Origin of the sequence: Martelella mediterranea DSM 17316 (genome assembly GCF_002043005.1) — a bacterium.
GTDB classification, from domain to species: domain Bacteria; phylum Pseudomonadota; class Alphaproteobacteria; order Rhizobiales; family Rhizobiaceae; genus Martelella; species Martelella mediterranea.
Genome location: NZ_CP020330.1, coordinates 2,659,666 through 2,676,970, shown reverse-complemented (window position 1 = coordinate 2,676,970; position 17,305 = coordinate 2,659,666). Strand labels below are relative to the sequence as shown.

Below are 17,305 nucleotides of genomic sequence, written 5' to 3'. Positions count from 1 at the left end.
GGTGTTCGTTAAAAACTTTCCCTGAACCACTGGCCGACGCGCGCTAGGCGTCCGCCGCCCGACGACAGAAAGCCCCGCTGCTCGCTGCCATAGGTTTCGCTTTCCGCAAGCTGCGGATAGATCAGAAGGCCGGCGGCCGTCGAAAACGACGGCCCCTTGGCCGGAAGCGGCAGACCGGAAACGCCCATCGGACGACCGATGCGGACATTCCTGCTCAGGATCCGCCGCGACAATTCGCTAAGTCCGATCAGCTGGCTTGCGCCGCCGGTCAGCACCACCCGCTTTCCGACAACCGCCGAAAAGCCCGAAAGCTGGATCCGGTCGCGGATCAGCTCCAGCGTTTCCTCGATTCGCGCCCTGACGATCTTCGAAAGCAGCGCCTTGGAGACCTGGCGGGGCTGATCGTGATCGTCCTCGCTGATGGAGGGGACCGCGATCATCTCGCGCTCGTCGGCAGTCGAGGCAATGGTCGAGCCGTGCACGCATTTCAGCCGCTCGGCGTCTTCCATCCGGGTCGAAAGACCGCGGGCGAGATCGGTCGTCACGTGATGGCCGCCGAGGCTGATCGCATCGGTATGAACAAGCCGGCCCTCGGAAAAGACCGAGATCGTGGTGGTGCCGGCGCCCATGTCGATCGCCGCGCAGCCAAGCTCGACTTCATCATCGACAAGTGCGGCAAGCCCGCTGGCATAAGGCGTCGCGACCATGCGCTCGACCGAAAGGTGGGCGCGGTTGACGCAGAGTTCGAGATTGCGCAGCGCCAGCCTTTCCGCCGTCACCACATGCAGGTCGACGCCGAGCGTCTCGCCATACATGCCGAGCGGATCGCGAATGCCGCGCTCGCCGTCGAGCGTGAAGCCGGCGGGCAGCGAATGCAGCACCTGCCGTTCCTCGTTGATCGAGCGGCGGGAGACGGCGGACAGGACGCGTCGGAGATCGGAGGAGTCCACGTCCTGCCCGCCAAGGTCGATCGCCGCCGTATAGGTATCGCTCTTCAGGCGACCGGCCGAAACATTGACAATCAGGCTGTCGATGGTGATGCCGGCCATGCTTTCGGCCGCGTCCACCGCCAGCCGGACCACATGTTCCGCCGCATCCAGATTGACGATCACGCCGCTCTTGATGCCCTGCGAACGCTGATGGCCGATGCCGATGATCTCGATATTGTGGGTGCGGCCCGGCAGGATCTGGCTTTCCTCACGCGGGGTGAGGCGCGCGATCATGCACACGACCTTCGACGAGCCGACGTCGAGCACGCTGACGATATGCGTCTTCTTGGCCGAAAGAGGCTTGGCGCGACTGAAGCCGGACGTGCGGAACAGGGTCAAAGACGCCTCCCCTTGTTCTTGAATGTCTTGTGCAGCGCTTCCGTGGCTTCCGCGCGGCGCTCCATGGCGGCGGGCGTAAGCTGGATCGCGACCCGGTCGTCGAGACGAAGGTCGACGGCGGCGATTTCGCGCTCGAGGATGGAACGTTCATCTTCCAGCTTGCGCAGGCGCACAAGCGCCGCATCGCTGTCCTTTTCCGGCAGTTTCACGATCATGCCGTTATCGAGATAGAGGTCCCAGCGGCGCTCGTCGACGCGCTTGAAGGCGCGGACGCGTTCGGAAAGCTCCGGCCATTCCTGCATCAGTTCCTCGACATCCTTCGCCGCGACATTGCCGCCCTGACCCAGCACCAGCGGCAGGCGGCGGAATTTCGGCGCGCTCAGCGGACCGATGATATTGCCGTCACGCTCGACCATCAGAAGACGGCCGTCTTCCTGCTGCCACAGCGCATAGGGAACGCGCTCCTTCAGCGAGATTTTCAGGGTCGAGGGATAGACCTTGCGGATATCGGCGTCGGCGACCCAGGGAAGGTTCAAAAGCTGGCCGCGCGCCATCTGGATATCGACGCCCTGCAGCGAATAGGCGCCCTCGAGGCCGAGGCTTTGCAGGACCACGATTTCCGAGGTCTCGCTGTTGCCGGAAATCTCGATATCCTCGACGGCGAAGCCGGAAAGCTGGAAGGCGGCGCGGCGCACGAGATCGCCCTTGCCGGCCACGACGACGGCGTTGGCGCCGACGGCTGCGAAAAACACAAGCGCGGCGGCGCTGCCGATATGTTTGGGCGCCCCGGTGCGGCCGGTAAAGATGCCGGTCGTGGCGCGCACCAGACGCCGGAAAGGGCGCGGCAATACGCCCGCGCGGCTGCCCTGAGCCATGCGGTCGCCCCTGTCGACATCATCCCTTCCAGTCTTCAACGCAAACACGAAGCGTCCTCCACCATCCAACGGAGAAAAGCACCAAAACTCATACCGGCTTCAGCCGCCATTTCAGGAACCAGGGAGGTGGGGGTCATGCCGGGCTGGGTATTGATTTCCAGCCAGATCAACCCTTCCTCGCCCCTCTCCTCATCGAACCGGAAATCCGAACGGCTGACGCCGCGGCATCCCATGATCTGATGCGCCTGAACGGCCAATGATTGAATCTTTTGGTAAATATTCGGTTTAACTTCTGCCGGCAGAATGTGTTTTGAGCCGCCAGGTTTGTATTTTGCGTCAAAATCGTAGAATTTCTGGCCGACAGGGACGATTTCGGTCACGCAAAGCGGCTTGCCGTCGACCACGCCGCAGGTGAATTCGCGTCCGCGCACGAAGCGCTCGACCATAACCGTCTCGCCATAGGGCCATTCGGATGATGTGATCGACTGCGGCGGCGCGCTCTGGCCTTCATCGACGATGACCACGCCGAAGGACGATCCTTCATTGACGGGCTTGACCACATAGGGTGGCGCCATCGGATGAGTCTGGCCGATTTCGGCGCGCTGCATCAGCCGGTCCTCGGCGATCGGAATGCCGCAGGCGCCCGCCACGCGCTTGGCCTGCACCTTGTTCATGGCAAGCGCCGAGGCCAGCACGCCGGAATGGGTGTAGGGGATCTGCAGATATTCGAGGATGCCCTGAATGGTGCCGTCCTCGCCGAACGGCCCATGCAGCGCGTTGAAGGCCACGTCCGGCTTCAGCTCGGCAAGCACGCTTGCCACATTGCGGGTGACATCGATGCGGGTGACCCTGAAGCCTTCCGCCTCGAGCGCATCGGCGCAGGGATTTCCCGAGGCAAGGCTCACCGGCCGCTCGGAGGAAAACCCGCCCATCAATACCGCTACATGCAAGGCAGTCATGCCCATCCCCATCTTTTCCGACCAAAGCCGGAAAGCACACTCACAATGCCGCTTTTTTTAAGGAAAGCGTGATGAAGCCATTAGTGACCGAGGATGGTTAATGAACCGTTTACTTTGGTTAACCAGGGCAAAAAAATCGATGCGGTGAAACGGGTTAAGGGGCGATGACAGCGCTGGTCAATTGGTCGACAATATACCATTTGCCCTGGCTTTTCGCGGCAAAAGGGGGCGGTATACCATTCATCAGTGTGATGGAGAAAGAACAACCAAGCGGATCACAAATCTCCCACAAGCCCAACTCGACGGCAAAGCCATCGCGCATCACCGGCCGAAAACCGCTTTGCTGACCTTCGGGCTCGTTCAAATTTCTCAGCACCAATCTCCCCCCTTGAGGGGGAGATGTCGCGAAAGCGACAGAGAGGGGTAAAGGGCGTAAGCCCTAAAAACCGCAAGCTCCGACCCTATCGAGAGGGTTCACCCCTCTCTGCCCCTGTCGGGGCATCTCCCCCTCAAGGGCAGGGGAATCGCGTATGGCTTTTAAGCTATTGAATATTTGACGCAAATCGATTCATCTTCAGCCTTTCTGTTGTGGAGGGTTGGATGGACGGATTTGCGTCTCTTTTCGGGTCGGTTCCGGACCCTCGGGCGGCCAATGTCCGCTATTCGCTGAACAGCGTTTTGTTCATTGCCTTGGCCGCGGTGCTGTGCGGGGCCGAAACCTGTCAGGACATGGCCGACTTTGGCGTCTCCAAGCACAAGCTTTTGAAGGAGATCGTGCCTCTGCCTTACGGCACTCCCAGTCACGACGTTTTCTCGAATGTTTTCAGACATATCGACCCTGAGGCTTTCGAAACGGTCTTTGCACGCTTCGCGCAGGCTTTCGCAAAATCCATCAGCGGCGTCATCGCCATCGACGGCAAGGCCGTGCGCGGGGCCTACAAACGCGGCGACAAGGCCTCGCCCCTGCATCTGGTCAACATCTGGGCCGCCGACCAGCGCATGGTCATCGGCCAGCAGCTCGCGCCGGGCCGCAGTGAAGTCAAAGGCGTTCTGCAAGCTCTTTCATGCTTGTCGCTGGATGGCTGCATCGTGACGGCTGACGCGCTGCATTGCAGGGCAGACACGGCCTCTGCCATTCTCAAGACCGGCGCCGACTATGCGCTTGCACTCAAGGGCAACCAACCGGGCCTTCTCAACCGGGCGATCGCCCTGCTTGAAAAGGAAAGCAACCCCGACAGAGCCGAAAAGGCCGATGGCAAGGCCCATGACAGAACCGAAACCCGACGCGCCGTCATCGTCAAGGCGGAAGGAATGGATTTTCCCGGCGTCAAGGCGATCGCACGGCTTGAAAGCATCCGGGTGGAGCCCGATGGCCGGCAAACGCGTCACATCCGACATTTCCTGCTGTCCAGGTCAGTCAGCGCTACCGCCTTTCTGGACATCGCCAGAGCGCACTGGACGATCGAGAACCAACTGCACTGGGTGCTCGACGTCGCCTTCTGCGAAGACGCCGCCAGAAACCGAAAGGATCACGGGCCCCGGAACCTCTCGATCCTTCGCAAGCTCGCTCTCAACATCATCCGACACCACCCGGACAAGGCGTCCATCCGGCGCAAAATGAAAAAAGCCGGATGGGACGATACCTTCCTAATCTCAATGATCGCTCATATGCGATAGCCCTGCCTCAAGGGGGGAGATTGTGAGCCGCAATCGCCCCGAATCACGCCTCCGCCGCCAGCTCTCCCGGCAGCTTTGCCGCCCAGTTGGTGATGCTGCCGGCGCCGAGCAGGACGACGAAGTCGCCGGGCCGGGCGATCTTCGCCACGACACCCGCAAGCGCCGATTCGTCGGCAAGGTAATGCGCGTCACGATGGCCGGCGGACTTCATGCCGGAGACCAGCGTTTCGGCATCGAAGCCCGGGCGCGGGTCCTCGCCGGCGGCGTAGACCGGGGCGATGAACACGGTATCGGCATCATTGAAGCAATTGGTGAAGTCCTCGAACAGGCTTTCGAGGCGGGAATAGCGGTGCGGCTGGTGGACGGCGATGATCCGGCCCTGACAGGCCTCGCGCGCCGCTCTCAACACCGAGCGGATTTCGACCGGGTGATGGCCATAGTCGTCAAAAATCTGCGCGCCGTTCCACTCGCCCACCAGCGTGAACCGGCGCTTGACGCCGCCGAATGCGGCCAGCCCCTTGCGGATATCCGCCTCGGAAATATGCAGCCGGTCGGCAACCGCGATCGCCGCCGTGGCGTTCGAGACATTGTGGCGGCCCGGCATCGGCAGGGAGAGATTTTCAAGCTTCACCGAGGGACGACGACGGCGGCGGATATCAACGTCGAAGATCGTGCGCGTGCCCTCATTGCGGATATTGGAAAAGCGCACATCGGCCTGACGGTTCTCGCCATAGGTCACGATCCGGCGATCCTCGATCTGGCCGACCAGCGTCTGCACTTCGGGATGATCGAGGCACATCACGCCGCAGCCGTAGAACGGCACGCTCTCGACGAACTGCCGGAAGGCCGCGCGCACGCCGTCAAACGTGCCGTAATGATCGAGATGTTCGGGATCGATATTGGTGACGACCGCAATCTCGGCCGGAAGCTTCAGGAATGTGCCGTCGGATTCGTCGGCTTCCACCACCATCCACTCGCCCTCGCCCATGCGCGCATTGGTGCCATAAGCGTTGATGATGCCGCCATTGATGACGGTCGGATCGAGCCCGCCTGCCTCCAGCAGCGTTGCCACCATCGAGGTGGTCGTGGTCTTGCCATGGGTGCCGCCGATCGCGATCGCGTCGCGGAAGCGCATCAGCTCGGCCAGCATCTCGGCGCGGCGCACCACCGGCAGGTGTTTTTCGCGCGCGGCGGTGAGTTCGGGATTGGCGCGTTTGATCGCGGAGGAGACGACCACGACCTCCGCGTCGCCCAGGTTTTCGGCCTTGTGGCCGATGAACACGGAAATGCCCTTCTCGCGCAGGCGCGCAACATTGGCGCTTTCGGCCTGATCCGAGCCCTGCACCTTGTAGCCGAGATTGTTCAGCACCTCGGCAATGCCGCTCATGCCGATGCCGCCGATCCCGACAAAATGGACCACGCCGATCGCTTCAGGCATTCTCATCAGTCAATTCCTTCAATTTTCTGTCCGCGCGCCAGCGCCTCGGCCATATCGGCGAGTCTTTGGGTGGCATCCGGGCGGCCGGCCGCACGCGCGGCGGCGGCGGCGGTTTCAAGTTTTTCGGGATGCGCGATCGCATCCTTCAGAATTTCCGCAAAGCGCTCGGTCGTCAGCTCCGACTGGCGCACGACTTCAGCGCCGCCATTGGCCTCGACGAGGGCGGCATTGGCCGCCTGATCCTGATCGAGCGCATGCGGCAGCGGCACGAAAACACCGGGTCTGCCAATAACCGACAGTTCGGTCACCGTCGAAGCGCCCGAGCGCGCCACAACCAGATCGGCATCGGCGATCAGTTCCGGCATATTGTCGAAGAAGGGCGCGACCTTGGCGTCGATGCCGAGCGTGGCGAAACGCTCGCGCACCGCGTCCAGATCCTCCGGCCGTGCCTGCTGGGTGATGACAAGACGTTTGCGGAGTTCATCGTCAAGGGCTGCCACCGCATCGGGCACGGCGTCCGCAAAGAAATGCGCGCCCTGCGAGCCGCCGAAAACCAGGAGATGAAACGGGTCCGCAGCGCCGCGCTTGCGATAGGGCGTCTGCGATGCTTCGATCACGCTCTGGCGCACCGGGTTTCCGGTCACCAAAATTCTCGAGCCATAGGTCGCGTCGTCGCTAGACAGAAAGCCGCCGGCAATCGCCTTGACCCGCGACGCCAGCATGCGGTTGGCGCGGCCCATCACGGCATTGGCCTCGTGCACCATGGACGGAATGCCAGCGCTGGTTGCCGCCATCAGCGGCGGAACCGTGGGGTAGCCGCCAAAGCCGATGACGGCGGCCGGCTTGTAGCGCGCAAACAGCGCGCGCGCCTTGCGGGTTCCGGAAAAGAGTTTCCAGCCCGCCCTGATGATGGCGACCGGGTTTTTCGAGCCGATGGTGGCGGACGGCACCACATGGATGTCGGCGGGAAAACTGCCGGCAAAACGCTCGGCGCGGTGATCGGTGATCAGATGCACCGTATGACCGCGCGCGATCAACTCATGCGCCAGCGATTCCGCCGGGAACAGATGTCCACCGGTTCCGCCGGCCGACAGGAAGAAGCAATAATTGTCCATCATCTACTCCGCCGGTACGCCGCGCGGTCGACCCGGCTCGAAGAAATGGTCCTGGCGCGCGCGCTTGTCGGGGCGGTGGCGGGTCAGCGCCAGCACGAAGCCCGCACCGATGCAGGTTGCGATCATGGACGAGCCGCCGGCCGAAATCAGCGGCAGCGTCATGCCCTTGGCCGGCATCAGCTGCAGCGCCACGCCGATATTGATCACCGACTGCATGCCGATCTGCAGCACGAGGCCGGCAACCGCGAAGCGGGCGAAATCGTCGCGTTCGCGATAGGCGTGGCTGAGGCCGCGCAGAACGATGAAGGCGAAGATCGCGACGATGAACATGCAGAACAGAATGCCGAATTCTTCGGCTGCGACCGAGAACACGAAGTCGGTATGGCTGTCCGGCAGCCGCCGCTTGACGATCCCCTCGCCCGGCCCGAGGCCGAAGAGGCCGCCATTCTGGATCGCCTTGGCGGCAAGCTCCACCTGAAGATTGTCGCCCTCCCCGGTCAGGAACCGGTCGATACGCGAGGTCACGTGCGGCAGCCAGGTATAGGCCGCCAGAATGCCCGCGACGCCGGCCCCGCCGAGGCCCGCGATCCAGATCCAGGACATGCCGGCCATGAAGAAGATGCCGCCCCAGACGATGCCGAGAAGCACGGTCTGGCCGAAGTCGGGCTGGGCAATCAGCAGCACCGCGGAAACGATGAACAGCATGCCGGCGAACAGATTGCCCGGTATTTCCGGATAGCGCTGATGCTCGGCGAAGAGCCATGCGCAGACCACCGCGAAGGCCGGTTTCAGGAACTCCGAGGGCTGTACCGAAAAGCCGGCCAGCACGATCCACCGGCGCGAGCCATTGTTGGAGGTGCCGATGAACAGCGCCGCGACCATCGCCAGCAGCGAGCCGATAAGGATGATCACCGCAAGCCGGCGGATCATGCGCGGCGAACAGAAGGACAACGAAATCATCACCGCGAGCGACGGCACCAGAAAGATCGCGTGGCGGGTGACGAAGTGGAAGCTGTCATAGCCGAGGCGTTCGGCAACGGCGGGCGAAGCGGCGAAGGAGAGCATGAAGCCGATGCCCATCAGCACGATGAAGGCCGCCAGCAACCATCGGTCGATGGTCCAGAACCAGTCTGCGATTGGGCCTCGCTGAACGCGACTGACCATGGATCAGGCCTCCTTGCCGGTTGCTGTAAACGGCTCGATGCCGTCAAGCGCCATCACGGCGCTGACGAAGGCATCGCCGCGCTTTTCGAAATTCCGGTACTGGTCGAAACTGGCGCAGGCCGGCGACAGCAGCACCACCGGCGTCTCCGCCTTGCTTTTCGCCGCATCGTCCGCCGCTTGTTTGACGGCGTTTTCCAGCGTGCCGCAAATCACGGTGTCGGCAGCACCCGCAAGCGTGGCCGAAAAGGCCTCCGCCGCCTCGCCGATGAGATAGGCGCGGGCGATCTTCGGGAAGAAAGGCGCGAGCGACGCGATGCCGCCTTCCTTGGGGCGTCCGCCCGCGATCCAGTGGATATCGCTGAAGGTCTTCAGCGCCGGGGCCGATGCCTCGGCATTGGTGGCCTTGGAATCGTTGACGAAAATCACAGAGCCCAATCGCGCCACCGGCTGCATGCGGTGGGCAAGGCCCGGAAAGCTGGAAAGTCCATCGCGGATTTCGGCGTCGGTCAGCCCGACGGCCCGGCAGGCGGCAATAGCAGCAGCCGCGTTCTGACCGTTATGCGCGCCGCGCAGAACGGGGTGATTGGAAAGGTCCGCGACCACTGCCCCGTTCTCTAAAGAGACAATCGCCCCGCCATCGAAGGCGAGACCCCGGCTGATATGGGCGCGATCGCAGGAAATCGAAACGACATCGTGTCCGGCCTTCTCAAGCAGCTCCGCTATCGCCCTGCAATAGTCATCGTCCGCGCCCACCACGGCAAGCTTCGCGCCGGCGACCAGCCGCTCCTTGATCGCGGCATAGCGCGTCATGTCGCCATGGCGGTCGAGATGGTCCGGCGTGAGGTTCAGGAGCAGACCGACATCGGCGTCGAGCGTGGGCGCAAGGTCGATCTGGTAGGACGAGCATTCGACGACATAGATGCGGCCTGGCGCGAGTGGCGCGAGATCGAGGACGGCGCGGCCGATATTGCCGCCGACCTCGACATCGCGCCCCGCCGCCTTCAGGATATGGCCGATCAGTGCCGTGGTGGTTGATTTGCCATTGGTGCCGGTGATCGCGATCAGCTTTGCCTCGGGGCAGGTTGCGCGGCGTTCGCGCGCCAGAAGCTCGACATCGCCAATGATCTCGGTGTCAGCAGTCCTTGCCAGCTCCACCACCCAATGCGGTTTCGGATGCGTCAGCGGCACGCCCGGGGCAAGGACGAGCGCGGCAAATCCGCTCCAGTCCATATGCCGCAGATCGGCGATCGGAATGCCTTTTTCCGCGGCAAGGCGGCAGCTCTCGGCGTTGTCGTCGAAGGCGGTCACCTGAGCGCCGCCGGCAATCAGCGCCAGCGCGGTCGCCATGCCCGAACCGCCAAGCCCGAACAGCGCGACCTTCTTGCCGGAGAATTGCGAGACCGCGATCATCGACCTACCTGAGCTTCAGCGTTGAAAGCCCGATCAGCGCGAGGCCGAAGGAGATGATCCAGAAGCGGATCACCACCTGGCTTTCGGTCCAGCCGAGCTTTTCGAAATGGTGATGGATCGGCGCCATCAGGAACACGCGCCGCTTGGTGCGCCGGAAGACGGCGACCTGGATGATCACGGAGAGCGCCTCCAGCACGAACAGGCCGCAGATGATCGCCATCACGATCTCGTGCTTGGTGGCGACCGCCACCGAGCCGATCAGGCCGCCAAGCGCCAGCGAGCCGGTGTCGCCCATGAAGATCGCTGCCGGCGGCGCATTGAACCACAGGAACCCCATACAGGCCCCGATCACTGCAGAGAGCAGCACCACGAGTTCGCCGGTGCCCGGCACGTAGTTGATCTGGAGATAGGTCGCGAACACGGTGTTGCCGACGACATAGGCGATCAGCGCGAAGGAGCCGGCGGCGATCATCACCGGAACCGTGGCGAGGCCATCGAGCCCGTCCGTCAGGTTGACGGAATTGCCGGCGGCAACGATCACGAAAGCGCCGAACGGGATGAAGAACCAGCCGAGATCGATCACGAAATCCTTGAAGAAGGGGAAGGTGAGCGCCGAGCCGAGCGTCGCGCCGTCAATGCTGGCGAGATTGGCGGCATACATCATGAAGGCAACCGCGACGCCGGCGATCACGAATTCGAAGAACAGGCGGCGGCGGCCGGAAAACCCCTTGTCGGACTGTTTGGTGACCTTGAGATAGTCGTCATAAAAGCCGATCGCGCCGAAGCCGAGCGTCACCAGCAGCGTGGCCACCACATAGGCGTTGGAAAGATCGGCCCACAACAGCGCGGAACCGATGATGCCGGCCAGGATCATCAGCCCGCCCATGGTGGGCGTGCCGGCCTTCTTGAAATGGGTCTGCGGTCCATCCGCGCGGATCGGCTGGCCCTTGCCCTGGCGCAATCTCAGCGCGGCGATGATTCGCGGGCCGAACAGGAAGACGATCAGTGCCGAGGTGAATACGGCGGCGCCGGAGCGGAATGTGATGTAGCGGAACAGATTGAAAAACTGGAACCTGTCCGACAACTCCACGAGCCAAATCAGCATGAACGCCCCTTTCCAGAGAAGGCAGAGCGCGCGCCATCATTCCCTTTCGGGCCACGGCGGGCGCAGTCATTTATCGTTGTTCGCAGCATGTTGAACACCGGTATGCCACGAAATTGTTTACGCCCGGTTTACCCTTCCGCCGGATAGGTCTCGGTCAATTTCTGAACGATGATGCCGAATCCCATTCCGTTTGACGACTTTAGCATTATCGTGTCGCCGGCCGCGACAGCGCCGACGGCGAATTCAGCCAATTCGGCGGCGTTGTCGCGATATTCCACAACAATGCTTTCCGGCAGCGCCTCGCTGAGCGCCTGCATTTCCTCGCCGGCAAGCCAGACATCGGTCACGCCGGCCGCGACCAGCGGACCGGCGAGCGCCTCATGCGCCTCGCGGGCGTAATCGCCGAGTTCAAGCATGTCGCCGAGAACCGCGATCCGCCGGCCGGGCTCGTTGCCGGAGCCCAGAAGCTCGAGCGCCGCCCGCATCGAGGCCGGGTTGGCATTATAGCTTTCATCGATCAGCGTAAAGACGCCGTCCGGCGCGCGCAGACGCTGACGCCGCCCCCTGCCCTTCATCTGCTCGACGGTCTCGAACGCGCCGAGCGCGGCATGGACATCGCCGCCGGCCTCGGCGATCGCGGCAAGGGCGGCAAGCGCGTTTTCGGCCATATGCTGGCCCGGCAGGCCGAGGTTGAAGGCGGTCGGCTCCTCGGTCCCGAGCGCCGCCAGAACATGGCCCCGCTCGTTCTTCCTGTCGCTGACGGTGCGGTATTCGAGCAGCCGATAGTCGGCCTTGGCATGCTCGCCAAAGGAAACGACGCGGGCACCATAGCGCCGGGCGACCCGCGCCAGCGTATCGAAGGCATCAATGTCGCGGTTGAGGATCGCCGCGCCCTCAGGCTCCAGGCCTTCCAAAATTTCGGCCTTGGCGGCGACGATTTCCTTGATGCCGGAAAAATTGCCGATATGGACCGGCGCGACCGTGGTGATCACCGCCACATGCGGGCGCACCATTTTCGTCAGCGGCCGGATCTCGCCGGAATGGTTCATGCCGATCTCGAACACGCCGAACTCGGTATCGGCCGGCATGCGCGCAAGCGTCAGCGGCACGCCCCAGTGGTTGTTGAACGAGGCGACGGCCGCATGAACCTTACCGGAGGCCTTCAGCCCGGTGGCAAGCATTTCCTTCGTGCTGGTCTTGCCGACCGAACCGGTGACGGCGATGATGCGCGCGTCCGTGCGCGCCCTCGCGGCCATCGCCAGCCGGCCCATCGCCTCCAGCACATCGTCAACGACGATCATGCCGCAGGTCAGCCGGCCTAGCGCCGGCAGCTTGGCCTCGGAGACGACCAGGAGCGTCGCGCCGTTCTTGGCGGCAAGGCCTGCGAATTTGTGGCCATCCACCCGGTCGCCGGCGATGGCGAAAAATGCCTCGCCATGGGAGATCGTGCGGCTGTCAATGGAAATGCCCGTAACGCCTTCCGGCAGTTCGCCCACGGGACGCCCGTCCATGGCCTCGACCATTTCGGCTGATGTCCAAAGCAAACTCACGATGCGTGGCCCTCCAATGCCTTCTTGACTTCGGCAAGGTCGGAGAAGGGGCGGGTCACGCCGCCCGCCGTCTGCCCTTCCTCGTGGCCCTTGCCGGCTACGATCAGTGTATCACCCGTCTGCAAAAGGCCGACGGCATGGGCGATCGCCTCGGCGCGGTCGCCGATCTCTTTAGCGCCGGGGGCCGCAGCCAGGATTTCCGAGCGGATTTCCGCAGGAACCTCGGAGCGCGGATTGTCGTCGGTGACGATCACGATATCGGCAAGCCGGGTGGCAATCTCGCCCATGATCGGGCGCTTGCCTCGATCGCGATCGCCGCCGCAGCCGAAGACCACGATGACCCGGCCGGTGGTGAACGGCCGCACGGCGGTGAGCACCTTTTCCAGCGCATCGGGCTTGTGGGCGTAATCGATATAGGCGAGCGCGCCGTTTTCGGCCTTGCCGGCAAGCTGAAGCCGGCCGGCAGCACCCTCCACCTTTTCCAGCGCCAGAAACGCGGTTCGGGCATCAACGCCGGTCGCAATCGCAAGACCGGCGGCGACCAGTGCATTGGAGATCTGGAACTCGCCCGCTAGCGGCAGCCGGACCTCGTGGATCGTGCCGTCGTGCAGGATTTCGGCAAACTGGCTGTCGCGCTTCTGCTCGACGCGCTTCAGCGCCAGAAATTTGCCCTTGCGGCCGACGGTGAGAACGCGCTGGCCTGCACCTTCCGCCGCTGCGATCGCGCGATCCGACCATTCGTCATCGGCGTTGATCACCGCCGGCGAACCGGTCGGCAGCACCCGCTCGAAAAGCTGCATCTTGGCCGCGAAATAATGCTCTACGGTCGGATGATAATCCATGTGGTCGCGGCCGAGATTGGTGAACGCCCCGGCCGAAAGCCGAACGCCGTCGAGCCGGTACTGATCGAGCCCGTGGCTGGAGGCTTCCATCGCGCCATGGGTGACGCCGTCGCGGGCAAGCTCGGCAAGCAATGCGTGAAGCGCCACCGGATCGGGCGTGGTCAGCGAACCATATTCGGTGCGGCCGGGGGCGGTCACGCCGGTGGTGCCGATCATGGCGGCGGCAAGGCCGGCTTGGGCCCAGATCTGGCGGGTGAAGGAGGCGACGGAGGTCTTGCCGGCCGTGCCGGTGACGGCCACCATGGTTTCCGGCTGCGCGTCGTAGAAACGGGCAGCGGCGATCGCCAGAAAGGCGCGCGGATTGTCGACGGTCAGCACCGGTATGCGCGAACCCTCGTGCGGGGAAGCGCTGATGGCGGCGACCGCGCCGCGCTGGGCGGCATCATCGATGAAGGCCGCGCCATCCGCCTTGCTGCCGGCAATCGCCACGAACAGCGCGCCGGGCTCGGCCTTGCGGCTGTCGGCGGTCAGGGAGGTTATGTCGAGCGCACCGGAGCTGCCGGCAAGCGCCGCATTCAGTTCGGGAAAGGCCGTTCCGGCGAGAGCGCTCAGTTTCATCGTGTCAGTCTCTGTTCTGCACCCGGCGGGCCGGATGGCATGGCATCAGTAGGAAGCGAGGAGGGCTGCCCCTTCCGCGCCGAAATCGGGATCAACGCCGAGGATGGGCGCCGTCCGGCGAATGATCTCGCCATTCATCGGCCCGGCGTTCCAGGCGGCCGTACGACCGGGGACCCCCTCGACCTTCTTGGCATCGTCAATCGTCACGAGGACGACATATTGCGGGTTGTCCATGGGAAATGCGGCAAGAAAAGCGTTGAAGTTGCGATCTTTCGAATATTTCCCATCGATAATCTTCTCCGACGTGCCGGTCTTGCCGCCAACGCGATAGCCCGGCACCTGGCCGTTCCGCCCCGAGCCGTCCGTGCCGTTCAGCCGCAGGAGATAACGCATCTTGTCGCTGGTTTCCTTGGAAACCACGTGCTTGGCGATCCGGTCGGCCTCCTCCCGGCTGCGCGGCAGGAAGGTCGGCGTCAGAAGCTTGCCGCCATTGACGAGCGCCGCCGCGGCGGCCGCCGTCTGCAGTGAGGTCGTGGTCACGCCCTGGCCGAAGGAGACGGTCGCGGAGAAGACCCCGCCCCATTTCTGCGGCCGCTGGGGCGTTCCCGCGCCGCCGATCTCGGTGTCCATCTTGTCGAGCAGACCGAGATTTTCCAGGAAGGTGCGCTGGTAATCGGGACCGACGGCGGCGGCGATGCGCGATGCGGCGATATTGGAGGAATAGGTAAAGACCTCCGGATAGGTGAGTATCCGGTTCTGGGCATGGTCGTCGCGGATGCGCGAGCGGCCAAAGATCAGCGGCGTCTTTGCGTCCACGAGGCTGTTCATGTTGAACTTGCCGGATTCCAGCCCCATCGCCAGCGTGAAAGCCTTGAACGTCGAGCCCATTTCGTAGACGCCGGTGATCGCGTCGTTCAGCATGCGCGGATCGGTCGCCGGCGGCGGGTTGTTCGGATCGAAATCGGGCACCGATGCAAGCGCAATGATCTCGCCGGTGTTGACGTCGAGAACGGTTCCGGTCGCGCCGATGGCGTGGAACTTGTTGACGCCTTCCACCAGAACGTCGCGCAGGATGCTCTGGACGCGCAGGTCGATCGAGGTCTCGAACGGCTTCAGGTCCATCGCGCCGGAGAGGCCGAGGCCCATCAGACCGGAAATCCCGTCGGTCCTGTCCATATAGCGCTCGATGCCGGACAGGCCGCGATTGTCGATATCGACAAGGCCGAGAATATGTGCCGCCTGCGGACCGCCGGGATAGAAGCGATGCACTTCCGGGCGGAAGCCGACGCCGGGCACGCCGGCGGCCAGAACCTGGCTCTGCTGCTTGGGCGTGATCTGGCGCTTCAGCCAGACGAATTCGCCCTTGGAGTTTAGCAGCCGGTAGGCGCGCTTGGCATCGAGATCGGGGAAGATCGGCAGCAGCGCGTCGAGAACGTCGTCGGCGCTGGTGATCATCGAGGGGTCGGCATAAAGCGACATCATCCGGACATCGGTCGCAAGCACCGCGCCGTTGCGGTCGACGATATCCGGGCGGCGCGCCAGCGTCAGCGGCATCGCCGCGCGGGCAACCGCGCCATCATCCTTGGCCAGCGAATAGTGCACCAGCCGCCCGCCGATCACGGCATAGACGGCGACAAAGGCGAAGGTGACAAAGCCGACGCGGCTGCGCGCAAGATTGACCCGTTTCTTGGCCGTGCCCTGGAACACGTCGGGCCGCGCTGCATCTTCCGTGGCCTTCGCAGCACGACGCGTCTTGGGCTTCAGCATGGGCTTCAGCTTGGGCTTCAGTTTGAGGATGCCGGGGAGCTTGATCATGGTGTCACCGATCCGGTTATGACGATATCCGTGCCGTCGGGGGCGTCGCCAGCCATCAGCGGCGGCAGATCCTCTTCGACGGGCTCGGCTTTGATGGGGGGAAGCTGGTCGAGCGTTGCGATCTGCTCCGGTTCGGCCGGGTGCAGGTCGAGCTCGGCGGCGAAGAATTCGGCAAGCCGCGCCATGCGGGCGGGCTGCGTCAGCAGCGCCTCGTCGGCCTTCAGGAGATCGATATTGTTCTGCTCCAGCGCGATCTGGTCGTCGAGCGCGCGAACCTCGTCATAGGTCGCCTCGACGCTGTATTTGATCGTGTAGGTGACCGTCGCGGTCGCGACCATGACCAGAATAAGGATGAGATCGAGCGGACGAAGCATCAGGCGCCTCCAAGGCGGGAAATATCGGCAAGGGACGGAAGGCCGAAGGCATCGAGCCCGGTTTCAGGCGCAGGCGCGGATGTGCGGATCGCAGCGCGGAGCTTGGCCGAGCGCGCCCGCGGGTTTTCCGCGGCCTCTGCCTCGCTCGCCGCAATCATGGCCTTGCCCGGCTGATCGAAAAGAGCGGGCGCCGGCGCGACTTCCGGCAGGTGGCGCGAACCGCCAGCCTTGCCGAGGCGCGCCGAAATGAACTGCTTGACGATCCGGTCCTCGAGCGAATGAAAGGTAACCACCGCCAGCACGCTGCTCGGCTTCAAAGCCCGTTCGGCGGCCAGCAGCGCGCCGGCGAGTTCGCCGAGTTCATCATTCACGTAGACGCGGAGCGCCTGAAACACGCGGGTCGCCGGATGGATCTTGTCCTTGGCGCGGCGCGGGGTAACGATCTCGATCAGACCGGCAAGGTCGCGGGTGGTCGCAAACGGCTCTTCGGCGCGCTTCTTCTCGATTGCGCGGGCGATGCGGCCGGCGTTCTTTTCCTCGCCCAGAATACCGAAAATCCGCGTCAGGTCGCCGACCTTCGCCCGATTGACGACATCGGCGGCGGAAACGCCCTCGCCCGACATACGCATGTCGAGCGGGCCGTTTTTCTGGAAGGAGAAGCCGCGCTCGGCCTCGTCGATCTGCATGGAGGAAACGCCGATATCGAGAACCACGCCGTCAAGCCCGCCTTCCGGGGCATAGCGATCGAGCGTGGAGAAACGGGCGTGATGCAGAGACAGGCGCGGGTAGCGTGCGAGAAGATCGCTGGCTGCGGCAATCGCATTTGGATCGCGGTCGAGGCCGATGACCTCGGCGCCCTCCTCCAGCAGCGCGCTGGAATAGCCGCCCGCGCCGAACGTGCCGTCGAGAATGATCTTGCCGGGCGCCGGCTTCAATTGAGCCAGCACCTCGGCAAGCATAACCGGAATGTGACGAACCGGTCCGCCATCGGCATCGATTGTGCCAGGATTCCCCGCCATTCCGTTTCCCCGTTTC

Annotated in this window: 15 protein-coding genes; 1 reads left to right on the top strand and 14 read right to left on the bottom strand. The window is 63.7% G+C overall.

Translation table 11 applies throughout. From position 1 onward, the window contains the following. Window positions 1–8: 8 nt before the first annotated feature. From ftsA to Mame_RS12435, 4 genes are all read right to left on the bottom strand, one after another. The gene (ftsA, locus tag Mame_RS12450) at window positions 9–1,328 is read right to left on the bottom strand and encodes a cell division protein FtsA (RefSeq protein WP_018067418.1); all 1,320 of its coding nucleotides are present in this window, start codon (window positions 1,326–1,328) and stop codon (window positions 9–11) included. Beyond that, entirely contained in the window at window positions 1,325–2,251 is a 927-nt protein-coding gene (locus Mame_RS12445; RefSeq protein WP_235726883.1) for a cell division protein FtsQ/DivIB, read from the bottom strand. The genes ftsA and Mame_RS12445 overlap by 4 nt, the downstream gene beginning before the upstream one ends. Continuing rightward, window positions 2,239–3,162 (bottom strand): D-alanine--D-alanine ligase, encoded by a 924-nt coding sequence (locus Mame_RS12440; protein ID WP_026173931.1) that lies wholly within the window; start codon window positions 3,160–3,162, stop codon window positions 2,239–2,241. Before Mame_RS12440 ends, Mame_RS12445 begins: the two co-directional genes overlap by 13 nt. Before the next feature lie 154 nt (window positions 3,163–3,316). Then, window positions 3,317–3,541: a hypothetical protein gene (locus tag Mame_RS12435; RefSeq protein ID WP_155122101.1), complete on the bottom strand. Its 225-nt coding sequence runs from the start codon at window positions 3,539–3,541 to the stop codon at window positions 3,317–3,319. Between the two features lie 221 nt (window positions 3,542–3,762). Between Mame_RS12435 and Mame_RS12430 the strand changes: the two genes are divergently transcribed. After that, the gene (locus Mame_RS12430) at window positions 3,763–4,839 is read left to right on the top strand and encodes an ISAs1 family transposase (protein WP_079920686.1); all 1,077 of its coding nucleotides are present in this window, start codon (window positions 3,763–3,765) and stop codon (window positions 4,837–4,839) included. 43 nt (window positions 4,840–4,882) lie between these two features. Here the strand turns inward: Mame_RS12430 and murC are convergent, their stop codons facing one another. From murC to rsmH, 10 genes are all read right to left on the bottom strand, one after another. Beyond that, a complete protein-coding gene (gene murC, locus Mame_RS12425) occupies window positions 4,883–6,283 on the bottom strand; it encodes a UDP-N-acetylmuramate--L-alanine ligase (protein ID WP_018063599.1) in 1,401 nt (466 codons plus the stop codon). Then, window positions 6,283–7,392: an undecaprenyldiphospho-muramoylpentapeptide beta-N-acetylglucosaminyltransferase gene (murG, locus tag Mame_RS12420; RefSeq protein ID WP_026173262.1), complete on the bottom strand. Its 1,110-nt coding sequence runs from the start codon at window positions 7,390–7,392 to the stop codon at window positions 6,283–6,285. Before murG ends, murC begins: the two co-directional genes overlap by 1 nt. Window positions 7,393–7,395: 3 nt before the next feature. Further along, a complete protein-coding gene (gene ftsW / locus Mame_RS12415) occupies window positions 7,396–8,556 on the bottom strand; it encodes a putative lipid II flippase FtsW (RefSeq protein ID WP_018063601.1) in 1,161 nt (386 codons plus the stop codon). Window positions 8,557–8,559: 3 nt separating this feature from the next. Then, window positions 8,560–9,966 (bottom strand): UDP-N-acetylmuramoyl-L-alanine--D-glutamate ligase, encoded by a 1,407-nt coding sequence (gene murD / locus Mame_RS12410; RefSeq protein WP_018063602.1) that lies wholly within the window; start codon window positions 9,964–9,966, stop codon window positions 8,560–8,562. 4 nt (window positions 9,967–9,970) lie between these two features. Next, window positions 9,971–11,071, bottom strand: coding sequence for a phospho-N-acetylmuramoyl-pentapeptide-transferase (mraY, locus tag Mame_RS12405; RefSeq protein ID WP_018063603.1), 1,101 nt, complete (start codon window positions 11,069–11,071; stop codon window positions 9,971–9,973). Window positions 11,072–11,199: 128 nt separating this feature from the next. Next, window positions 11,200–12,621 (bottom strand): UDP-N-acetylmuramoyl-tripeptide--D-alanyl-D-alanine ligase, encoded by a 1,422-nt coding sequence (locus Mame_RS12400; protein ID WP_026173263.1) that lies wholly within the window; start codon window positions 12,619–12,621, stop codon window positions 11,200–11,202. After that, a complete protein-coding gene (locus tag Mame_RS12395) occupies window positions 12,618–14,081 on the bottom strand; it encodes a UDP-N-acetylmuramoyl-L-alanyl-D-glutamate--2,6-diaminopimelate ligase (RefSeq protein ID WP_018063605.1) in 1,464 nt (487 codons plus the stop codon). Before Mame_RS12395 ends, Mame_RS12400 begins: the two co-directional genes overlap by 4 nt. Window positions 14,082–14,126: 45 nt before the next feature. Next, window positions 14,127–15,896 carry a peptidoglycan D,D-transpeptidase FtsI family protein gene (locus Mame_RS12390; RefSeq protein ID WP_018063606.1) on the bottom strand — a complete coding sequence of 590 codons (1,770 nt, stop codon included), beginning with the start codon at window positions 15,894–15,896 and terminating at the stop codon, window positions 14,127–14,129. Next, entirely contained in the window at window positions 15,893–16,270 is a 378-nt protein-coding gene (gene ftsL, locus Mame_RS12385; RefSeq protein ID WP_018063607.1) for a cell division protein FtsL, read from the bottom strand. The genes Mame_RS12390 and ftsL overlap by 4 nt, the downstream gene beginning before the upstream one ends. After that, window positions 16,270–17,289, bottom strand: coding sequence for a 16S rRNA (cytosine(1402)-N(4))-methyltransferase RsmH (gene rsmH / locus Mame_RS12380; RefSeq protein ID WP_018063608.1), 1,020 nt, complete (start codon window positions 17,287–17,289; stop codon window positions 16,270–16,272). Before rsmH ends, ftsL begins: the two co-directional genes overlap by 1 nt. Window positions 17,290–17,305: the final 16 nt, after the last annotated feature.

What these genes read in the sequence shown, in the direction of transcription:
- Mame_RS12440 (WP_026173931.1), bottom strand. Translation starts at nt 3,162, where the DNA reads ATGACTGCCTTGCATGTAGCGGTATTGATGGGCGGGTTTTCCTCCGAG.
- Mame_RS12430 (WP_079920686.1), top strand. Translation starts at nt 3,763, where the DNA reads ATGGACGGATTTGCGTCTCTTTTCGGGTCGGTTCCGGACCCTCGGGCG.
- murC (WP_018063599.1), bottom strand. Translation starts at nt 6,283, where the DNA reads ATGAGAATGCCTGAAGCGATCGGCGTGGTCCATTTTGTCGGGATCGGC.
- murG (WP_026173262.1), bottom strand. Translation starts at nt 7,392, where the DNA reads ATGGACAATTATTGCTTCTTCCTGTCGGCCGGCGGAACCGGTGGACAT.
- ftsW (WP_018063601.1), bottom strand. Translation starts at nt 8,556, where the DNA reads ATGGTCAGTCGCGTTCAGCGAGGCCCAATCGCAGACTGGTTCTGGACC.
- murD (WP_018063602.1), bottom strand. Translation starts at nt 9,966, where the DNA reads ATGATCGCGGTCTCGCAATTCTCCGGCAAGAAGGTCGCGCTGTTCGGG.
- mraY (WP_018063603.1), bottom strand. Translation starts at nt 11,071, where the DNA reads ATGCTGATTTGGCTCGTGGAGTTGTCGGACAGGTTCCAGTTTTTCAAT.
- Mame_RS12395 (WP_018063605.1), bottom strand. Translation starts at nt 14,081, where the DNA reads ATGAAACTGAGCGCTCTCGCCGGAACGGCCTTTCCCGAACTGAATGCG.
- Mame_RS12390 (WP_018063606.1), bottom strand. Translation starts at nt 15,896, where the DNA reads ATGATCAAGCTCCCCGGCATCCTCAAACTGAAGCCCAAGCTGAAGCCC.
- ftsL (WP_018063607.1), bottom strand. Translation starts at nt 16,270, where the DNA reads ATGCTTCGTCCGCTCGATCTCATCCTTATTCTGGTCATGGTCGCGACC.
- rsmH (WP_018063608.1), bottom strand. Translation starts at nt 17,289, where the DNA reads ATGGCGGGGAATCCTGGCACAATCGATGCCGATGGCGGACCGGTTCGT.